This is a genomic window from Aminobacter niigataensis, assembly GCF_014200015.1.
In the GTDB taxonomy this organism is placed as follows: domain Bacteria; phylum Pseudomonadota; class Alphaproteobacteria; order Rhizobiales; family Rhizobiaceae; genus Aminobacter; species Aminobacter niigataensis.
Genome location: NZ_JACHOT010000009.1, coordinates 120,903 through 138,188, shown reverse-complemented (window position 1 = coordinate 138,188; position 17,286 = coordinate 120,903). Strand labels below are relative to the sequence as shown.

Sequence of the window (17,286 nt, the reverse complement as noted above, 5' to 3'; positions counted from 1 at the left end):
GCGTCTGACCGCCGGGCTACTGGATGAGCGGGCCGTCTGTCCGCTCCACCTTAAGCACGTCGCCGGGCAGAACGGGCATGTCCTCGGCGGCCGCGATTTCCTTGCTCTTGCCGTCGCTGCCCTTGCGCACGAGGACATAGGAAATCGCCTGTTCGGTGCCAGCAGCCGTTGGTGCCGTGCCTCCGGCCTCGGCGATCAGGCCCTTTTGCATTCCGAGCTTGAGCGTGACAACGTTGAGTTCTCCGACGGTCTTCTGCCGCTCGACCGCCAGTTCGGACTCGCCGTCGTTCTTGAGGTCGATCGCCTCCTGCTCGGCCTTGCTGATGTCCTGCTTGGCCCGCAGCATGGCGGTCTCCAGATCGAGGATCTTGCCCTCCATCTCGGCGATGGAGCGCTCGGTCGACAGCACGCGCGTATTCACCACGAGACCCTTCTGGGCCAGCGTGTCGATGCCGCTGAGCTCTTTCCTGGCGAGTTCGACCTGGCGCTTCTGTGTCTCGGATTTCTGGCCCAGCGATACGATCTCCTGCTCGAGTAAGCCCTTGAGCTCTTCAAGTGCCTGCAGCCTCAGGGTGAGCTTCTTCTGGCGCGAGGCCATGATGGCGGTTTCGTTGGCGATCATGCCTGATACCGCCGGCAGGGACGCGATCTCCTTCGGCGCTTCGACTTCAGTCTTGCCGGCAAGCTCGGCATCGATCCGCGCCAGGGTGACCATCATGCGGAGCTGCTCGTCGGAGAGCACGGCATGGCTGCCTTCTGCGGTGATGAGGTCGCGTTCGGTACGGGCGCCGTCGGCACCGCGGCGCATGCCGCCGGCGATGCTGATTGCCTTGAGCACGGTGAGATCCGGGGCATAAGCATACTGGCCCGGGGTCTGGATGTCGCCGGAGATGTAGAAGGGACGAAACTGCGCCACCTCGACCGACGCTTCCGGACGGTCGGAAAGGCCGAACTTGTCCTGCAGGGTCTTGCCGATCGTCTCGGCGATCTCGGCCGTCGTCTTGCCCGCGGCCTGCGTTTCACCGACGAATGGCAGCGAAAGATTGCCGGATGGTCCGATCGTGTAGTCGCCGCTTACCGATGACCAGTCGCGGAAGGCGCCCTCGACGGTCTGCCATTCGACGACGCGGATGGTCAGCTTGTCCTGGGTTCCGAGCTGGTAGTCTTCAGCAAACACTGCGGATGCCGAAATGGCCAGCGTGAGACAGAGCGCGCCGCCCAGCTTGAGCAGGCGTCGGGTGCGGGGATGGGAGCCGAGAATTGGGTTCAAGTTCATCGTCCGTTCGTGGGCCGCGGGGATCTCTTGGAGCCCGCGGGCGGGAGAAGCTGCGCGCCCCCACATGGGCGCAGCCTCGTTTGCGGCAGGCTCAGTAGCTGCCGCGCGACATGCAAACGGCCGGAACCGTCTTCAGGATGATGCGGATGTCTTCGACCAGCGACCAGTTCTCGACATAGTGACGGTCGAACGCCACGCGGCTGTCGTAGGAGACGTCGTTGCGACCGCTGACCTGCCACAGTCCGGTGAGACCGGGCCGCGACTTGAGATAGAAGACGACCGCCTTGCCGTAATAATCGAGCTCGTCGCGTACCACCGGGCGTGGGCCGACGATGCTCATGTCGCCGAGAAGGATGTTGAGGATCTGCGGCAGCTCGTCGAGGCTGAGCTTGCGCAGCACCGTGCCGACACGCGTGACCCGAGGGTCGTCCTTGAGCTTGCGCGTTGCCTCCCACTCGGCCCTGGCTTCCGGGTCATTGCGAAAATGCGCCGCAAGTACCGCGTCCCCGTCGGGGACCATCGTGCGGAACTTGAGGCACTGGAAGATACGGCCGCCACGGCCTATCCGGCGATGGCCATAGAAGACCGAGCCGCCGTCCGAGGCCTTTACCAGCAAGGCAATGAGCAGGAACAACGGGCTTAATGCGATAATCCCGAGACCCGCACCGATGATGTCGAATCCGCGCTTGGCCACGCCACCCAGAGGGGGGAGGTCGGTGGCGACGTGTGGAAACTCCAAGCTCGTCGACTTGGCAAGATCCCTCATGCTGCAACTCCAATTGGTCGATGAATCGCCCCAGAATCGCCCTGTGTCAGGATACGGCCGACATGCTGCGCTGCAACACACGTTTTTTTGACGCGTGAAATATTTATACCAGTAGATGACCAAAATCCGTGCATGGCGTGCACAAGAAAATCTCAATGCGACAGTTTTATGTCCAATGGCCGCATGCATGAGCAGAATCGAATGTGTCAATACAGGTGAAATGTCAAAAATTGTATCTGCAACATGTTGGTAAACGTTCCAGCAATGCGCGCCAAAATATAAAACATATTATGCATCACGTGGGTATTCGCCAAAATATTCTGAAATAATGGCATCCTGAATGAAAATGTTATCGACTTTCGACCAGCTGTGAAAGTGCAATGCAGCATCTGGCGTCGGCGGCAAGACTCTCGGCGAAAGAGGGCTCCGCTTGCTGACTGCTGGGCGGACCAATATAATGAAACGACGTTCTTCCGGTCGACCGCCAGCCAGCATGTCGGCATCAAAATATAACGAAGGAACGATGCGGGTGGAGCTTTCAGGGCTAGGGGAGTTGCAAGCAACATGGCGACAAAATCAGTGCCGATTCCTCGGGCCTGACGGTCAACGGCTATGACCTTGCCAAAATTCGTGTTCGGCATGGCGATGGTAATCGCCGTCGTGGCGCTGTGGTCCTATCTGGATGCTGCCGGCTGGGGCACGATCTTGCTGCGCGTGCTGGCCTGCGCCGTCATTCTTCAGGTCGGATACTTTCTTGTCATCCTGGCCATGGTGCTGCGTACGAGCCCCAAAGCGGCAGAAATCAAGAACACAAAGACCGTGGCCGAAGGCGCACCGGCAGTTCCGGCCGACGACCTGACGCCAAAGGGCAGCGCGCACTAGGCCGCTGCGGTGGGCTCAAGGCCCCGCACGGACTGGGTTTCCGCAGGAATCGGTTCTGCTTCTCCGACCATTTGCGCGGCCATTTTCATGCCCAGGCTTGCTGCCCTCAGGTGATGCCGCGTTGCCGTCGCCGCGGATTATGGAGGCATCCGGCGTGATCGCGGCAACGCGCCTGCAGGCCTTGGAAAGCCGCATGTCGCGGCGGTCGACACCGGGTCTTCACGACCCCAACGGTGAAGCGCCGTAACAAAAGTTGGGGTTTCCTTGTTCGCAGGTGCAATATAGCTCTGGCGTCGGCGGGCTATGACGGAAAGGCAACCGACGTGAGCGGAACTGACGTCTGTGTCATCATTGCTGCGCGTAACGCGGCGGAAACGATCACGACGGCCATCACCTCGGCGCTGCGGCAGCCTGAAGTGGCCGAGGTCGTGGTCGTGGACGATGCCTCGACCGATGCAACCGAAGCCATGGCGCGCGCCGCCGACGATGGCAGCGGTCGGCTTCTGGTGCTGCGGCTGGACGTCAACCGCGGCCCCTCATTCGCCCGCAACATGGCGATACGCAACTCCAGATCGGCACTGATCAGCATCCTCGATGCCGACGATTTTTTCCTGCCTGCACGGTTTGCGAACCTTGTCGGTGGCGACGACTGGGATCTTGTCGCCGACAACATCGTGTTCGTCGAGCACGCTTCGGTGCGTGATGTACTGTCGGGCAGCGTCGCGCAGTTCGACGCCGATCCGGCGCTGCTCGGATTCGCGCAGTTCATCGCCGGCAACATTTCCAGCCGTGGCGCCAGGCGCGGCGAACTCGGATTCCTCAAGCCGGTGATGCGCCGAGCCATGCTCCAGCGGCACGGGTTGAGCTACGACGAGCAACTGCGGCTCGGCGAAGATTATGCCCTTTATGCGCGGGCCATGCTGATGGGCGCCCGCTTCAAAGTCGTCAGGTCCTGCGGCTATTGCGCCGTGGTGCGGCCCAATTCGCTGAGCGGCCAGCACCGCACGGAGGATCTGCAGCGTCTGGCCGATGCCGATCTCGGGCTGCTGGCACAGCCGGGGCTGGCGGCAGAGGACAAACGCATCCTTCGCCGCCACGAGCGGCATGTGCGCGACAAGTACCGTTTGCGGCGCTTCCTCGACCTCAAGGCGGCCGGCGGCATGGCCGCGGCGGCGAAATTCGCAGTCGCATCTCCTGCCAGTTTTATGGCCGTCGTTCGCGGGGTGGCCATGGACAAGTTCGATGCGCTCGCGAAATCCGGGTCGGTGCCGTCGGTTCCTGAACCGCGCCTGCGCTACCTGATTGCGGCCGAGAACGCAGGTGCCCAGAAGTGAGGCCACAAGACATGCAAGACATTCTGGTCGTCGGCGGCGGCGGCTATATCGGCTCCCACACCTGCCTCTATCTGGCGCGAAAGGGTTTTCGCCCGGTCGTCTACGACAATTTCAGCAACGGCCATCCCGAGTTCGTCAAATGGGGACCGCTCGAGCAAGGCGACATCCGCGACCGCGCCCGACTCGATGAGGTTTTTGCCAAGTACCGTCCGGCGGCAGTCATCCATTTCGCCGCCCTGATCGAGGTCGGGGAATCGGTCAGGAATCCGATGGCGTTCTTCGAGAACAATGTCGCGGGTTCGTTGAACCTGTTCGCCGCAGCCAGTGCTGCGGGCTGCAAGCGGCTGGTGTTTTCCTCGACCTGCGCCACTTATGGCGAGCCGGAAGAGACGCCGATGCGCGAGACGCACCGGCAGCAGCCGATCAATCCCTACGGCCGCAGCAAGCTGATCGTCGAGGACATGCTGCGCGATCTCGACCGTTACGAGGGTTTCCGCTCGGTGCTGCTGCGCTATTTCAATGCCGCCGGCGCCGACCCCGAGGGTCGCATCGGCGAGCGCCATGAGCCCGAGACGCATGCCATCCCGCTGGCGATCGACGCAGCGCTCGGCCGCCGCGCCGGCTTCAGCGTGTTCGGCGACGATTACGACACCCGCGACGGCTCCTGCGTCCGCGACTTCATCCACGTCATGGACCTTGCCGACGCGCATAGCCGCGCCGTGCAGTATCTGATCGACGGAGGCGACAGCGTCGCGCTCAACCTCGGTACGGGGCAGGGCACGACGGTCAACGAATTGCTGTCGATGGTGAAGGAGGTCTCTGGCCGGACATTCCCGGTCGAATTGGCACCGCGGCGCGAAGGCGATGCGCCGTCGCTCGTCGCCGACAATTCGAAGGCGCGCGACGTTCTCGGCTGGGCGCCGCGCCATGACCTCGCCGCGATTGTGTCGAGCGCCTGGAACTGGCACGCTCGGGCAAACGTGGAGTAGCAGAGCATGGCATCGATCTTCGCTTTCCGCACACGCAGCCCGGACCGCGACCGGGAAACCGACGTGACCCGCTTCGAACAGCTGGCGCGTTCGCTCGATCAGCTGACCTCGGAGATCGATGCCGAGAGGACCGGCATCCGGAACCGATACGAGGCCGTCTCGGCCAACGCGGCCTTCCTGGTCGAGGCGATGGACAATTCCGAAGCCTCGTCGCGACGGGCCGATGACATGGACCGATGGACGGAGTCGCTGAAGACCTGTCTGCGCCGCATCGAGGCACTGGGGCGGCAGACCGAATTGATCGCCGGGCTTCGTCATGCGCTGGACACGTTTGTCGACGAGGGTCGCAAGGCCGATGAGAGATCGTCGGCAGCTTCGGCGCCGGAGGAGGTCCGGCACCGGCCCTGACGGGCCAGCATTTTCGGGAGGATGGGAGGTTGTTTTCCGGTCGGGGCGAAACCCCTGGCCGGCGGTTGCAATGCGGTTCTCGGGCGGGAGGCGCGAAGGCACAAGGATGACTTGGCTATGAACGCAAACGTCACACATCACGCAGCCGGCCGGATCGGTCGCCGCTCATGGGGCTTGCGCCTGTCGGTCGCGCTGGCCGGCCTGCTTGCCGCTTCGGGCGGCGCATTGGCACAGGATGCCACCGGCAAGTCCTTCGTGGAAACGTTCGACACGCTGAGCGGTTCGCGCTGGTTCGTCTCCGACGGATGGGACAACGGCAAGCACCAAAACTGCACCTGGTCGAAGGAACAGGTCAAGGTCGCCGATGGCAACCTGACGCTGAGCTTCGAGAAGAAGCCGTTGAAAGACCGCGACTATTCCTGCGGCGAAGTGCAGACCAAGCAGCGCTTCAGCTATGGCACCTACGAGGCGCGCATGAAGAGCGGCACCGGCTCGGGGCTGAATGCAGCCTTCTTCACCTATATCGGCCCGGTGCACAAACAGCCGCATGACGAGATCGATTTCGAGGTGCTGACCAAGGATCCTTCCAAGGTGCAGGTCAATGCCTATGTCGGCGGCAAGTCCAACGACGAGAAGCTCGTCGACGTGTCCGGCGGCGCTGACCAGGCCTTCAACGATTATGCCTTCGTCTGGGAGAAGGAGCGGCTGCGCTGGTACGTCAACGGCCAGCTCGTGCACGAGGTGACCGAGCCATCGCAGCTGCCAAGCCACCCGCAGAAGATCTTCTTCAGCCTGTGGGGAACCGACACGCTGCGTGAATGGATGGGGGCCTTCTCGGATCCCGGCAAGCCGGTGACCATGGCCGTCGACCGCGTCGCCTTCACCGCGCTGGGCGAGCCTTGCCAGTTCAAGGAGTCGGTCGCTTGCACGCTGCAATGACCGGCAGGCATGCAGGTGCGGTCCGCCCGCGCCTCAACATCATCAACAGACAGGAACGGACCGTATGAAGCTCACGGTATTTGGAATTGGCTATGTCGGTCTGGTGCAGGCTGCGGTGCTGGCCGAGGTCGGCCATGACGTCGTCTGCGTCGATGTCGACGCGGCCAAGGTCGAAAGGCTGAACCAGGGGTTCGTGCCGATCTTCGAGCCGGGGCTGGAAGCGCTGGTGCGCGACAACCATGCGGCGGGCCGCATCGTCTTCACCACGGATGCGGTGCTGGCCGTGCGCCACGGCGAGATCCAGATGATCGCGGTCGGCACGCCGCCGGGCGAGGACGGCTCGGCCGATCTCAAATATGTCCTGGCCGTAGCCGAGACGATCGGCCGCGAGATGGTCGAACCCAAGATCGTCGTCGGCAAGTCGACCGTGCCGGTCGGCACCGCCGACAAGGTGCGGGCGGCCATTGCTTCGGCGCTGAAGGCCAGGGGCCGCGAGGAGTTGGCCTTCGACGTCGTCTCCAATCCGGAGTTCCTCAAGGAAGGCTCGGCGGTCGCCGACTGCATGAAGCCCGACCGCATCATCGTCGGCACCGAAAGCGAGGCCGCCGAGGCGGTGATGCGCGAGCTCTATGCGCCGTTCAACCGCAACCACGAGAAGATGATCGTGATGGACGTGCGCTCGGCCGAGTTCACCAAATATGCCGCCAACTGCATGCTGGCGACCAAGATCAGCTTCATGAACGAGATGGCCAACCTCGCCGAACTGCTCGGCGCCGACATCGAGGAGGTGCGCAAGGGCATCGGCTCGGACCCGCGCATCGGCTATCACTTCATCTATCCCGGCCTGGGTTATGGCGGCTCGTGTTTTCCCAAGGACGTGCGTGCGCTGATCCGCACCGCCGACGATGTCGGCTTCGAGCCGGTGCTGCTGAAGTCGGTCGAGGAGCGCAACAACGCCCAGAAGGCGGTGCTGTTCGACAAGCTCAAGGGCCACTTCAACGGCGATCTCGCGGGCAAGACCTTTGCGCTGTGGGGACTGGCGTTCAAGCCCAACACCGACGACATGCGCGAGGCGCCGGCCCGCGTCCTGATGGAGGCGCTGTGGGCCGCGGGCGCCAAGGTCCAGGCCTACGATCCCGAGGCGATGAACGAGGCGCAGCAGATCTATGGCCAGCGCGACGACCTGCTGCTCTGCGGCACCAAGGAGGCGGCCTTGCGCGGCGCCGATGCACTGCTGATCGCCACCGAGTGGAAGAACTTCCGGGCACCGTCCTTCGAGACGATCAGACAGGCGCTTTCGACACCCGTCATCTTCGACGGCCGCAATCTCTACGATCCCGCGGTCGTCGCCCGCCATGGCCTCCACTACGTCTCCATCGGTCGGAAGGTTGGCGAACAGAATTCGAGAGCGACAAAGGAACTGGCAGCATGAGGGTCCTTTTTGCCGGCGGTAACGGTTACACGCCCGAATTCAGCGGCGGGGTTCAGTCGAGCACGCATCATCTGGTCGAGCAACTGCGGGCGCATGGCCACGAGGCTTCTGTCCTCGCCGCCTTGTTCGGCGACGGCATGTTCGGCTTCAAGGCCCGCGCCAAGATGAAGCTGACGCGGCAACGCGCCGTCATCGACAGCTTTCCCGGCTACCCTGTGGTCCGCGCCTGGTTCCCGTGGGAGGCCGCCGGCTTTGCCGTGCAGAAGCTCAAGCCCGACGTCGCTGTGGTCCAGTGCCACAAGTCGGTGCCGATCGGAAAGGCGCTGGAAGCTCAGGGCGTGCCGCTGGTCGTCTATCTCAGGAATGTCGAATTCCATGAACTCGCCGGCGAACTGAGCGAGCTGCGCTCGGCGCAGTATATTGCCAATTCGGAGTTCACCGCCCGCGCCTACGGGCAAAGGTTCGGCATCGAATCGACAGTCATTCCGCCGACGATCAATCCCGCGCTCTATGCCACGCCGACATCAGGCGAATTCGTGACGCTGATCAACCCTTACGAAGAGAAGGGTTTCGAGCTCGCGGTGCGGATCGCCGGGCGCTGCTCCGACATTCCCTTCCTGTTCGTCGAAAGCTGGAAACTAGCCGACGACCACCGCGCCCGCATCGAAGAGACCATCGCCCCGCTCGGCAATGTCAGGCTTGAAGGCCGCACCAACAACATGAAGACGGTCTATGGCCGCACGAAGATCCTGCTCGCACCGAGCAAATGGGAAGAGGCCTGGGGCCGTGTCGCCTCCGAGGCGCATTGCAGCGGTATTCCCGTCGTCGGTTCGCGCCGCGGCGGGCTGCCGGAGGCGATCGGCAAGGGCGGTGTGGTTCTCGACTACGACGCGCCGCTCGACGATTGGGTCGATGCCGTGCGCCGGCTGTGGCAGGATAGGGTCGCGTACAACCGCCTGTCGGCCGCGGCCCGCGAGTTTTCCGAGCGCCCCCAACTCGAACCCGATGCCCAGTTCGCCACCTTCATGGGCGTGCTCGAACGCGCAGCGGCGCAAAGCCTGCACAAGGCTGCCTGACTTGGCGATTGTCCGGCTGGGTTCCAGGAGAGCGGATCGATGAAGGTCTGTTTCGTCGTCGACAAGTTTCCCTCGCTCTCCGAGACCTTTGTGCTCGACCAGATCGAGGGTTGTCTCGAGCGCGGCATCGAGGTCGGCGTCGTATGTAACGAGACGACGTTCGGCAAGGAGCGCAACATCGACGACCCGCGCTGGCGCAATCTTCCCGGCGGGGTCGAGCAATGGTGGGGCGCGCTCGGGCCGCTGCGCCCTTCGCTGCGCAAATGGTCGGGAAAGCTCTGGGACAAGGCATCGACGGCGCTCGACATTGCCTTTGCCGGCAAGCTCGAGAAATACGATGTCATCGTCGCGCATTTCGGCAACAACGGCCTGCGCGTCGCGAGATCGATGAAGCGGCGACGGATTGCTGCCCCCCTGGTGACGATTTTCCACGGCCATGATGTTGGCGCGCCAATGCATGACGGCACGCTGGCGCGCTACGAGGTGGTGTTCCAGCAAGGTGCCCTGCAGCTGCCGGTCAACGGCTACTTCCGCGACGCGCTCATTGGAGCGGGTGCGGCATCCGAAACCGTCGCGGTGCATCACATGGGGGTCGACACCGACGCGATCGGCTTTCAGGCGGTCGCGCGCAGTGACGCTACGCTTTCGCTGGTTTCGGTCTGCCGGCTGACTGAAAAGAAGGGCATCGAGTTCGCGCTGCGTGCGCTCGCCGAAGTGCAGGCTGCGCGGCCTGACATCGACTGGTCCTACACGATCATCGGCGGCGGCGAACTGCTCGACGCCATGGAGCAACTGGCGGCAAGGCTCAACATATCCGATCGCGTCGCCTTCCTCGGGCCCCGCCCGCACAGCGAGGTCAAGCAGCGCCTGAGCAAGGCGCATGTCTTCGTGCTGCCCAGCGTCAGGGCGAGGGACGGCGATCTCGAGGGCATACCCGTGGCTTTGATGGAGGCGATGGCGGCAGGCCTTACCGTTGTCAGCACCTATCATTCAGGCATCCCCGAACTGATCGAGGATGGCAGGACCGGCCTGCTGGCGCCCGAAAGGGATGTCGGCGCGCTGGCGCAAAAGCTGATCTGGATCGCCGACAACCCCAGCACCTGCGAAAGCCTGGCCGTCGCTGCGCGACGCAAGATCGAAGACGACTTCGATTCTGTCCGGCTCAACGACGCTTTCGCCGACACGCTGTTCCGCCTTGCTGCCACCAAGGCCGCGGCATGACGGCCGAATCCCAGCAGCTGGGGCGCATCGCCCTGCGTGGCGGAGCGCTGACCGCAGCAGCCCAGGCGATCAAGATCGGCATCCAGTTCATCTCGGTGGTGATCCTGGCGCGAATGCTGGCGCCGGAGGATTTCGGCCTTGTCGCCTCGGTCGGGCCGATCATCGCCTTTGTCGGGCTGTTCCAGAATCTTGGGCTGCAGCAGGCGGTCATCCAGCGCCCCGAGATCAGCCAGCCGCAGCTCAACCAGGTGTTCTGGATCAGTGCGCTGGCCGGCCTGATCTGCACGATCGTGATCGCAGCGCTCTCGCCGGCGGTGTCGGCGTTCTACGGCGATGCCCGCATGACGGGCATCACTCTTGCCGCCGCAATGCCGCTGCTGCTCGGCAGCCTTGCGGCGCTGCCGCTGGCGCTGATGAACCGCAATTTGCAGTTCGGGCAACTTGCCATCAACGACGTGGCGACCGCACTCGCCGGCCTGGGGGCCGCGATTGCCGCCGCCTATGCCGGGCTTGGCTACTGGTCGCTGGTGATCGGGCCTGCAGCCGGTGCGGTGGTAACGCTGCTCGGCGCCTGGCTGGCGACGCGCTGGAAGCCGGGCAGGCCCAGCGTCAAGGTGGAGCGCGAGATACTGTCTTTCGGTGCCAATCTCACCGGCTTCAACCTCGTCAATTTCTTCTCGCGCAACCTCGACAACATCCTGATCGGCAAGTTCTCCGGCCCGGTCGAGCTCGGCTATTACGACCGCGCCTACAAGCTGCTTTTGTTTCCGCTGCAGAACATCAACCAGCCGCTGTCGCGGCTGATGGTGCCGCTGCTCAGCCGCATCCAGGACGACAAGCCGCGCTTTCGCGAGCTTTACCTGCGTACCAACTGGCTGCTTGCCTTCGTCACCGTGCCTGGCATCGCCGCACTCACAATCGCCGCCGAGCCGGTGGTCGCCATTCTGTTCGGCGAACGCTGGCTGGCGGTGGCGCCGATCTTCGCCTGGCTCGGCATCGCCGGGCTGATGCAGCCGGTGTCGAGCACGACGGGCTGGATATTCATCTGCCAGGGCAAGACGAAGACGATGTTCCGCTGGGGCGTCTATTCGGCGCTGACCACGGTCCTGTCCTTCGCCGTCGGGCTGAAATGGGGGGCAGTCGGGGTCGCCGCCGCCTATGCGATCAGCGGCTATGTGCTCAGGCTGCCGGTGCTGGCGGCGATGCTCGGGCGCACCGGCCCGGTCTCGGCGCTCGACTTCCTGATGGTCCAGGGACTGCTGATCGTTGCGGCTGCCGTGGCCTGGCTCGGCTATGGCTACCTGCCGGCATCGCTGACCGCGCAGTCCAATCTCGTGGCAGCTCTTGCGGCTGCCACCCTAAGCTACTCGGTGGCGCTTGCCTTCATGGTCGCCGTGCCGCAGTCCCGCCGCGCCCTTGTCGAGACCTGGAAGACCGTCGCCCGCAACATCCGTTGAAGCGTCCGCCAGAAGCGGCCTGACCAAATCGGCGGCCGACATGGCCGAGGCATGTTCTTCCAGCACTGCGGCAAGGGTTGTCGCCCGGTAACGGTCGATATCGCCGACAAAGCGCGCGAGCTTCTGGTCGGCTTCGTCGGGCGTCACCGTGTCCATGTCGAGCAGCAGCTCGGCGAGGCCGACACGCTTGGCAAGCTCGCGGGTCTTGAACTCGTAGGCGATGGGCAGCACAGGCACACCGACGCACAGCGACATGATCATCATGTGCATGCGCGTTGCGACGACGAAGTCGAAACCCTTGACCAGTTCCATCAGCTGTTCGGGCGTGTGGAAGCCGGCGTCGACGCTGACCTGGGCGGCGATCTCGGATGCCAGTTCGGCGACGATGGCCCGCGCGGTCTTCGAATCGTCGTGGGCGTATTCGGGCACGCCTTGGCAGGTCGAGACGAAGGTCACCTGCTTGCCATGGTCGCGCACCAGCGAGGTGGCGATGTCGCGGATTGAATCCATGTAGCGGCGCATGCCGTCGGCGCCATCATTGACGTAGTTCCAGTGCCGCACCGAGATGCCGACACGACCGGTCGGCCGGGGCGGCGTGCCGGTCGAGAGCAGCGCCTCGATGCGTGCCTTGTCGGCGAGCGCGAACACCGAATCGGCGACGACATGGCACTTGCCGGGATTGTCGACGAGGCCTGCAAGGTGGGCGCGCGAGCGTTCGTCGCGCAGCAGGATCAGCGGGCTGCGGTCGAACACCGGCTTCAATTCGCGGCGGTTGTAGTCCTTGGCGAACGGCCCAAGCGATTGCGTGAAGAAGACCGGATCCTTGCCGAAGATGGCATCGATGCGGAACTGGTTGAGGCGGCGTTCGAGATTGTAGTTCTCGACCAGATAGGTGCCGCCCGTGGTGACGACCAAATCGGCCTGACGGTACATGTCGAGGCTGCGGCGGTCCTCGGCGCCGAACATGGTCTCATCCAGCGCCCGGCTCTTGCCGTAGTGGCGCAGCGCGCTCAGTGCGAGACGGTTGTAGATCGGCTTGGCCAGGTTCTTCAGCCGGTTGTCGTCATAGGGGTATTTGAAGATCGATTCCGACAACAGCTTGCGAATCTCGATGTCGGGATAGGCCTGCCTGGAGTAGAGCCGCGACGCCACTTCGGGTTGGCTGTCGAACACCTGGAAGCGCAGCTCGCCGGGATAGGCTGCCTTGAGGATGTGCCGGATCGCCAGCAGGATCGCCGCATCGCCGGTGTTCAGGCAGACGGTATTTTCGACGATGACTGTCTTCATGGGCCTTGGCCTCCTCGGATTGGTCGTGTCGGGAAATTAAGTACAGGCTAACCGGGCCATTTTGCGGCGCAACAATATTTGAGGTCCTGCCAGTCAATAATTGTTGCGATGCAGCAATGGGTGCTCTAGCCTCGTCATCGGTGGGCCAAACTGCGAGCGTGAATTCATGCTGCATGTTCTGTACCTGGTGCATGATGTTTCCGACCCGGCAGTTCGCCGACGGATCATCATGCTCAAGGCCGGTGGCGCGCGCGTTACGCTCGCTGGTTTCCGCCGGACGCAAGAACTCGAAGACGTCGAAGGCGTGACGCCGATCGACCTTGGTATCACGCGCGATGGCCGCTTTGCGCAGCGGCTGGGCGCGGTCGCCATGGCGGCGACGCGCATTGCCGCGTCGCTGAAATCAGTCGCGGCGCCAGACGTGATCGTAGCCCGCAATCTTGAAATGCTGGCGCTGGCGCAGCGCGCGCGGAGTGCGTTCTCTTCGTCCGTGCCGACCGTCTATGAGTGCCTCGACATCCATCGGCTGGTGCTGCGCGAGGATCTGCTCGGCAAGGGCCTGCGCGGTGCCGAGCGCCTGCTTGGGCGTAATGTCAGCCTGTTGCTGACCAGTTCGCCGGCCTTCGTCAGGCATTATTTCGAAAGGTTCGGCCAGATCGACGCACCCATCGAACTCATCGAGAACAAGCTGCTGGAACTGGAGCCGCGATTCGATTTGCGGCCGTCACAGGTTCCGCAGCTGCCTTGGAAGATCGGCTGGTTCGGCGCGCTGCGCTGCCGCAAGTCGCTCGAACTGCTGGCCGATTTCACCCGCAGCGCGGAAGGCCGTTTCGAACTGGTCATGCGCGGGCGCCCGGCGCTTTCGGAGTTTCCGGATTTCCATGGTTTCGTCGAATCCGAGCCCCATTTGGCCTTTAAGGGTGCCTACCGAAACCCCGAGGATATGGCCGACATCTATTCGCAAGTGCATTTCTCCTGGGCGATCGATTTCTTCGAGGAAGGCCAGAATTCGACATGGCTGCTGCCCAACAGGCTCTATGAAGGCTGCCGTTTCGGCACGGTGCCGATCGCCATGGCCGGCACCGAAACAGCCAGCTTCCTCGAATGCCAGAATGTCGGACTGGTGCTGTCCGAGCCGTCGGTCGCGGCGCTGACGCAAACGCTCTCGGACGTGACGACGGAGCGGTACGCTGCCTTGCACGGGGCAGTGCTTGCGCGCGATCCCGCGACATGGGTGTGCAGCCGCTCCGATTGCCGCGCGCTGGTGGCGAGGCTCGAACGCGTCGCTGCCGAGAACGGGCAAGTCGACGCGCGCGCTATCGCCGCCTGATTCCCAACCCATCCAAGACAAGCAGCTTCATGATTGAGACGTCCTCCACCATCATCGTTATTCCGTGCCTCAACGAGGAGCGCCATATCGGCGGCCTGCTAGGCAGGCTTCGCCCGGCTGCAAGGCGGCTTGGGGCCCGGATCGTCGTTGCCGATGGCGGCAGCCGTGATGCCACGCGCGCTATCGTTTCCGGCGTTGTGGCACAAGACGACAATGTCGTGCTGATCGACAATCCCGCGCGCATCCAGAGTGCTGCCATCAACCGTGCGGTCGAGCTTTTCGGCGATGGTGTCGACTACCTGATCCGCATCGACGCCCATGGCGGCTACCCCGACGACTATTGCGACAGGCTGCTCGAAGAAGCGCTGGAAACCGGTGCGGATTCCGTCGTGGTTTCGATGCTGACTGAAGGCACCGGCACGGTTCAGCAGGCCGCGGCCGCGGCGCAGAACTCGAAACTGGGCACTGGCGGCTCCAAGCACAGGCATGGCTCGGCGGGAGAATGGGTCGACCACGGCCACCACGCCCTGATCCGCATAGCCGCGTTCCGCGACGTCGGCGGCTATGACGAAAGCTTCAGCCACAACGAGGACGCCGAGTTCGACCATCGCCTGCGTCAGGCCGGCTACCGCATCTGGATGAGCGGCAGCACCCGCATGACCTATTTTCCGCGTGCCTCCCTTGCCGGCCTGTTCCGGCAGTATCTCGGCTACGGCCGGGGCCGGGCGAAGAACGTGCTGAAGCACCGGGTCATCCCCAAGCTCCGGCAGATGGTGCCGTTGATGGTGGCGCCGACGGCACTTCTGGCGAGCCTCGCCGTCGTCCACTGGATATTGGCCGTGCCTTTGCTCGTCTGGGCGGCGATCTGCCTTAGCTATGGCGCGGCCCTTGCCTTGCGCGAAAGCAGGCCCGGGCTGGCGCTTGCCGGCGTGTCGGCAATGGTCATGCATTTCGCATGGTCGCTCGGCTTCTGGCTCCAGCTGCTCGGCATGCCGGCAGGAGGGCGAACCGCATGACCGGGATGCCAGGCATCGACATCTGCGTCTGCACCTTCAGGCGCCGCGAACTTGCCGACACGCTGCGCTCGCTGGCGGCGATGGACCTGCCCGAGGGATATCGCATCGGCATCGTCGTCGCCGACAATGACGAGGTGCCGAGCGCTTCGCCGCTGGTCTCGGAGCTTGCGCAGGAACTGCCGCTGCCGATCCGCTACGTCCATTGCCCGGCACGCAACATCTCGCTCGCCCGCAATGCCTGCCTCGATGCCAGCGCGGCCGATTTCGTCGCCTTCATCGACGATGACGAAAAGGCGACGGGCGCTTGGCTGAGACGGCTGGTCGAGACCGCCCAGGCGACCAGCGCCGACGTGGTGCTCGGACCGGTCAAGGCGCGCTACGGGGCAGGGGCGCCGGGCTGGATGCAGGTCGGTGACTTCCACTCGACCTATCCGGTGTTCGTCCAGGGCGAGATCCGCACCGGCTATACCTGCAATGCCTTGCTCAGGATGGGTTCGCCCAGCATCTCCGGCCGCCGCTTCAGCCTGGCGCGCGGCCAGTCTGGCGGCGAGGACACCGAGTTCTTCGATCAGGTCCACGGCGCCGGCGGGCGCATTGCCTATGCCGCCGAGGCCTGGGTGGAGGAGCCTGTTCCATCGTCGCGTGCCTCGTTCGGCTGGCTCACCAAGCGGCGCTTCCGGGTCGGCCAGACGCATGGCCGGTTGCTCGGCTCGAAGCGCCCGGGCATGGGCCGGGTCGGCGAACTGGCTCGCGCCTCGGCCAAGGCCAGCTATTGCTTCGCCGCTGCAGGGCTGACCGCGTTCCAGCCGGTCAGCCGCAACCGCAGCCTGCTGCGCGGGGTCATGCATGTCGGCGTGCTCAGCGGGCTGGTCGGCGCACGCGAACTGCGCCTCTACGGCAACGAAGGAGGCCAGGATGCAGCCTGACGTCAGCTTCGTCATCGCCGCCTACGACGCCGAGGCGACGCTCGGCCGCGCTATCGACAGCGCATTGGCGCAACGTGGCGTCACCGTCGAGGTGATCGTCGTCGACGACCGCTCGTCCGACGCAACGCTTGCGCTTGCGCGCTCTTATGACGACGCGCGCGTCTGCGTGGTGGCGCTTGAGAAAAATCGCGGTCCGGGCGGGGCGCGCAATGCCGGTCTCGATGCCGCGCGGGGGCGCTGGGTCGCCGTGCTCGATTCCGACGACGCGGTACTGCCGGGCAGGCTTGCCGCAATGATCGCCCGAGCCGAACAGAGCTCTGCCGAGATGGCCGTCGACAACATCGCCGTGATTCGAGAAGACGGCACGCCGCCCGAGGTGATGTTTCCCGAGCGCTATCTCGAAGAACTGGCAGATCTCACGCTGGCCGACTTCATCGGCGGCAATGTCGTCTTCGAATCCACGTTCAATTTTGGTTACATGAAGCCGATATTCTTGCGTGAATATCTCAAGCACCATGGCCTTCGCTACGACGAGGAATTGCGCATCGGCGAGGACTACATCCTGCTCGCCAGCGCACTCGCCAATGGCGGGCGCTGCGCGGTCGAACCCGCCGTAGGCTATGCCTATCATGTCCGCAGCGGCTCGATTTCAAGGGTTCTGGGGCTCCATCACATCGAGGCGATGCAGCGCGCTGATGCCGCCTTCGCGGCGCGCAACAGGCTCGACGGCGAGGCACGAAAAGCGTTCACGCGACGGACACGCAGCCTCTCTCAGGCTGCCTCATTCCTGTCACTGGTTGAGCACATCAAGCAGCGGTCGCCGCTCAAGGCGATCAGAACCGCCCTGGGGGACCCGGCGGCGGTTCGCCATTTGCGAATGCCGATCGCAGTCCGGTTGCGCCGGGTTGCCAGGCAGTTCGCATACCGGCCCAGCAAATGATGCGACA

General features: G+C 63.9%; 17 protein-coding genes. 13 read left to right on the top strand and 4 right to left on the bottom strand.

The genetic code is table 11. The features are described from left to right. Positions 1-16: 16 nt before the first annotated feature. The 3 genes from GGQ99_RS23830 to GGQ99_RS23820 form a co-directional block, all read right to left on the bottom strand. Positions 17-1,276 carry a polysaccharide biosynthesis/export family protein gene (locus GGQ99_RS23830; RefSeq protein WP_183264448.1) on the bottom strand — a complete coding sequence of 420 codons (1,260 nt, stop codon included), beginning with the start codon at positions 1,274-1,276 and terminating at the stop codon, positions 17-19. A 91-nt stretch (positions 1,277-1,367) separates the two neighbouring features. After that, positions 1,368-2,042 carry a sugar transferase gene (locus GGQ99_RS23825; RefSeq protein ID WP_108607211.1) on the bottom strand — a complete coding sequence of 225 codons (675 nt, stop codon included), beginning with the start codon at positions 2,040-2,042 and terminating at the stop codon, positions 1,368-1,370. 206 nt (positions 2,043-2,248) lie between these two features. Next, positions 2,249-2,683 carry a hypothetical protein gene (locus GGQ99_RS23820; protein ID WP_183264447.1) on the bottom strand — a complete coding sequence of 145 codons (435 nt, stop codon included), beginning with the start codon at positions 2,681-2,683 and terminating at the stop codon, positions 2,249-2,251. Here GGQ99_RS23820 and GGQ99_RS23815 point away from each other — a divergent pair. The 9 genes from GGQ99_RS23815 to GGQ99_RS23775 all read left to right on the top strand — a co-directional run bounded on the left by GGQ99_RS23815 (position 2,682) and on the right by GGQ99_RS23775 (position 11,780). Then, positions 2,682-2,924: an exopolysaccharide production repressor protein gene (locus GGQ99_RS23815; RefSeq protein ID WP_183264446.1), complete on the top strand. Its 243-nt coding sequence runs from the start codon at positions 2,682-2,684 to the stop codon at positions 2,922-2,924. The genes GGQ99_RS23820 and GGQ99_RS23815 overlap by 2 nt on opposite strands. Before the next feature lie 323 nt (positions 2,925-3,247). Beyond that, on the top strand, positions 3,248-4,258 hold the full coding sequence (locus GGQ99_RS23810) for a glycosyltransferase (RefSeq protein WP_183264445.1): 1,011 nt from the start codon (positions 3,248-3,250) through the stop codon (positions 4,256-4,258). An 11-nt stretch (positions 4,259-4,269) separates the two neighbouring features. Then, positions 4,270-5,247, top strand: a complete 978-nt coding sequence (galE, locus tag GGQ99_RS23805) for a UDP-glucose 4-epimerase GalE (RefSeq protein ID WP_183264444.1) — start codon at positions 4,270-4,272, stop codon at positions 5,245-5,247. Between the two features lie 6 nt (positions 5,248-5,253). Further along, positions 5,254-5,655, top strand: coding sequence for a hypothetical protein (locus tag GGQ99_RS23800; protein ID WP_183264443.1), 402 nt, complete (start codon positions 5,254-5,256; stop codon positions 5,653-5,655). A 117-nt stretch (positions 5,656-5,772) separates the two neighbouring features. Continuing rightward, positions 5,773-6,594 carry an endo-1,3-1,4-beta-glycanase ExoK gene (gene exoK / locus GGQ99_RS23795; RefSeq protein WP_183264442.1) on the top strand — a complete coding sequence of 274 codons (822 nt, stop codon included), beginning with the start codon at positions 5,773-5,775 and terminating at the stop codon, positions 6,592-6,594. Positions 6,595-6,658: 64 nt separating this feature from the next. After that, positions 6,659-8,026 (top strand): UDP-glucose dehydrogenase family protein, encoded by a 1,368-nt coding sequence (locus tag GGQ99_RS23790; protein ID WP_183264441.1) that lies wholly within the window; start codon positions 6,659-6,661, stop codon positions 8,024-8,026. After that, the gene (locus GGQ99_RS23785) at positions 8,023-9,102 is read left to right on the top strand and encodes a glycosyltransferase (RefSeq protein WP_108607218.1); all 1,080 of its coding nucleotides are present in this window, start codon (positions 8,023-8,025) and stop codon (positions 9,100-9,102) included. The genes GGQ99_RS23790 and GGQ99_RS23785 overlap by 4 nt, the downstream gene beginning before the upstream one ends. 39 nt (positions 9,103-9,141) lie before the next feature. After that, on the top strand, positions 9,142-10,323 hold the full coding sequence (locus GGQ99_RS23780) for a glycosyltransferase (RefSeq protein ID WP_183264440.1): 1,182 nt from the start codon (positions 9,142-9,144) through the stop codon (positions 10,321-10,323). Further along, positions 10,320-11,780 carry a lipopolysaccharide biosynthesis protein gene (locus GGQ99_RS23775; protein ID WP_183264439.1) on the top strand — a complete coding sequence of 487 codons (1,461 nt, stop codon included), beginning with the start codon at positions 10,320-10,322 and terminating at the stop codon, positions 11,778-11,780. The genes GGQ99_RS23780 and GGQ99_RS23775 overlap by 4 nt, the downstream gene beginning before the upstream one ends. On the opposite strand, the gene GGQ99_RS23770 is transcribed toward GGQ99_RS23775, so the two are convergent. Continuing rightward, entirely contained in the window at positions 11,682-13,067 is a 1,386-nt protein-coding gene (locus GGQ99_RS23770; RefSeq protein WP_183264438.1) for a polysaccharide pyruvyl transferase family protein, read from the bottom strand. The genes GGQ99_RS23775 and GGQ99_RS23770 overlap by 99 nt on opposite strands. 166 nt (positions 13,068-13,233) lie before the next feature. Between GGQ99_RS23770 and GGQ99_RS23765 the strand changes: the two genes are divergently transcribed. Genes GGQ99_RS23765 through GGQ99_RS23750 form a run of 4 tightly spaced genes read left to right on the top strand, consistent with a single transcriptional unit; the run spans position 13,234 to position 17,279 of the window. Beyond that, positions 13,234-14,397, top strand: a complete 1,164-nt coding sequence (locus GGQ99_RS23765; protein ID WP_183264437.1) for a glycosyltransferase family protein — start codon at positions 13,234-13,236, stop codon at positions 14,395-14,397. Between the two features lie 29 nt (positions 14,398-14,426). Next, the gene (locus GGQ99_RS23760; RefSeq protein WP_183264436.1) at positions 14,427-15,413 is read left to right on the top strand and encodes a glycosyltransferase family 2 protein; all 987 of its coding nucleotides are present in this window, start codon (positions 14,427-14,429) and stop codon (positions 15,411-15,413) included. Continuing rightward, positions 15,410-16,339 carry a glycosyltransferase family 2 protein gene (locus GGQ99_RS23755; protein WP_183264435.1) on the top strand — a complete coding sequence of 310 codons (930 nt, stop codon included), beginning with the start codon at positions 15,410-15,412 and terminating at the stop codon, positions 16,337-16,339. Before GGQ99_RS23760 ends, GGQ99_RS23755 begins: the two co-directional genes overlap by 4 nt. After that, on the top strand, positions 16,329-17,279 hold the full coding sequence (locus tag GGQ99_RS23750) for a glycosyltransferase family 2 protein (RefSeq protein WP_183264434.1): 951 nt from the start codon (positions 16,329-16,331) through the stop codon (positions 17,277-17,279). The genes GGQ99_RS23755 and GGQ99_RS23750 overlap by 11 nt, the downstream gene beginning before the upstream one ends. The last annotated feature ends 7 nt before the right edge of the window (positions 17,280-17,286 follow it).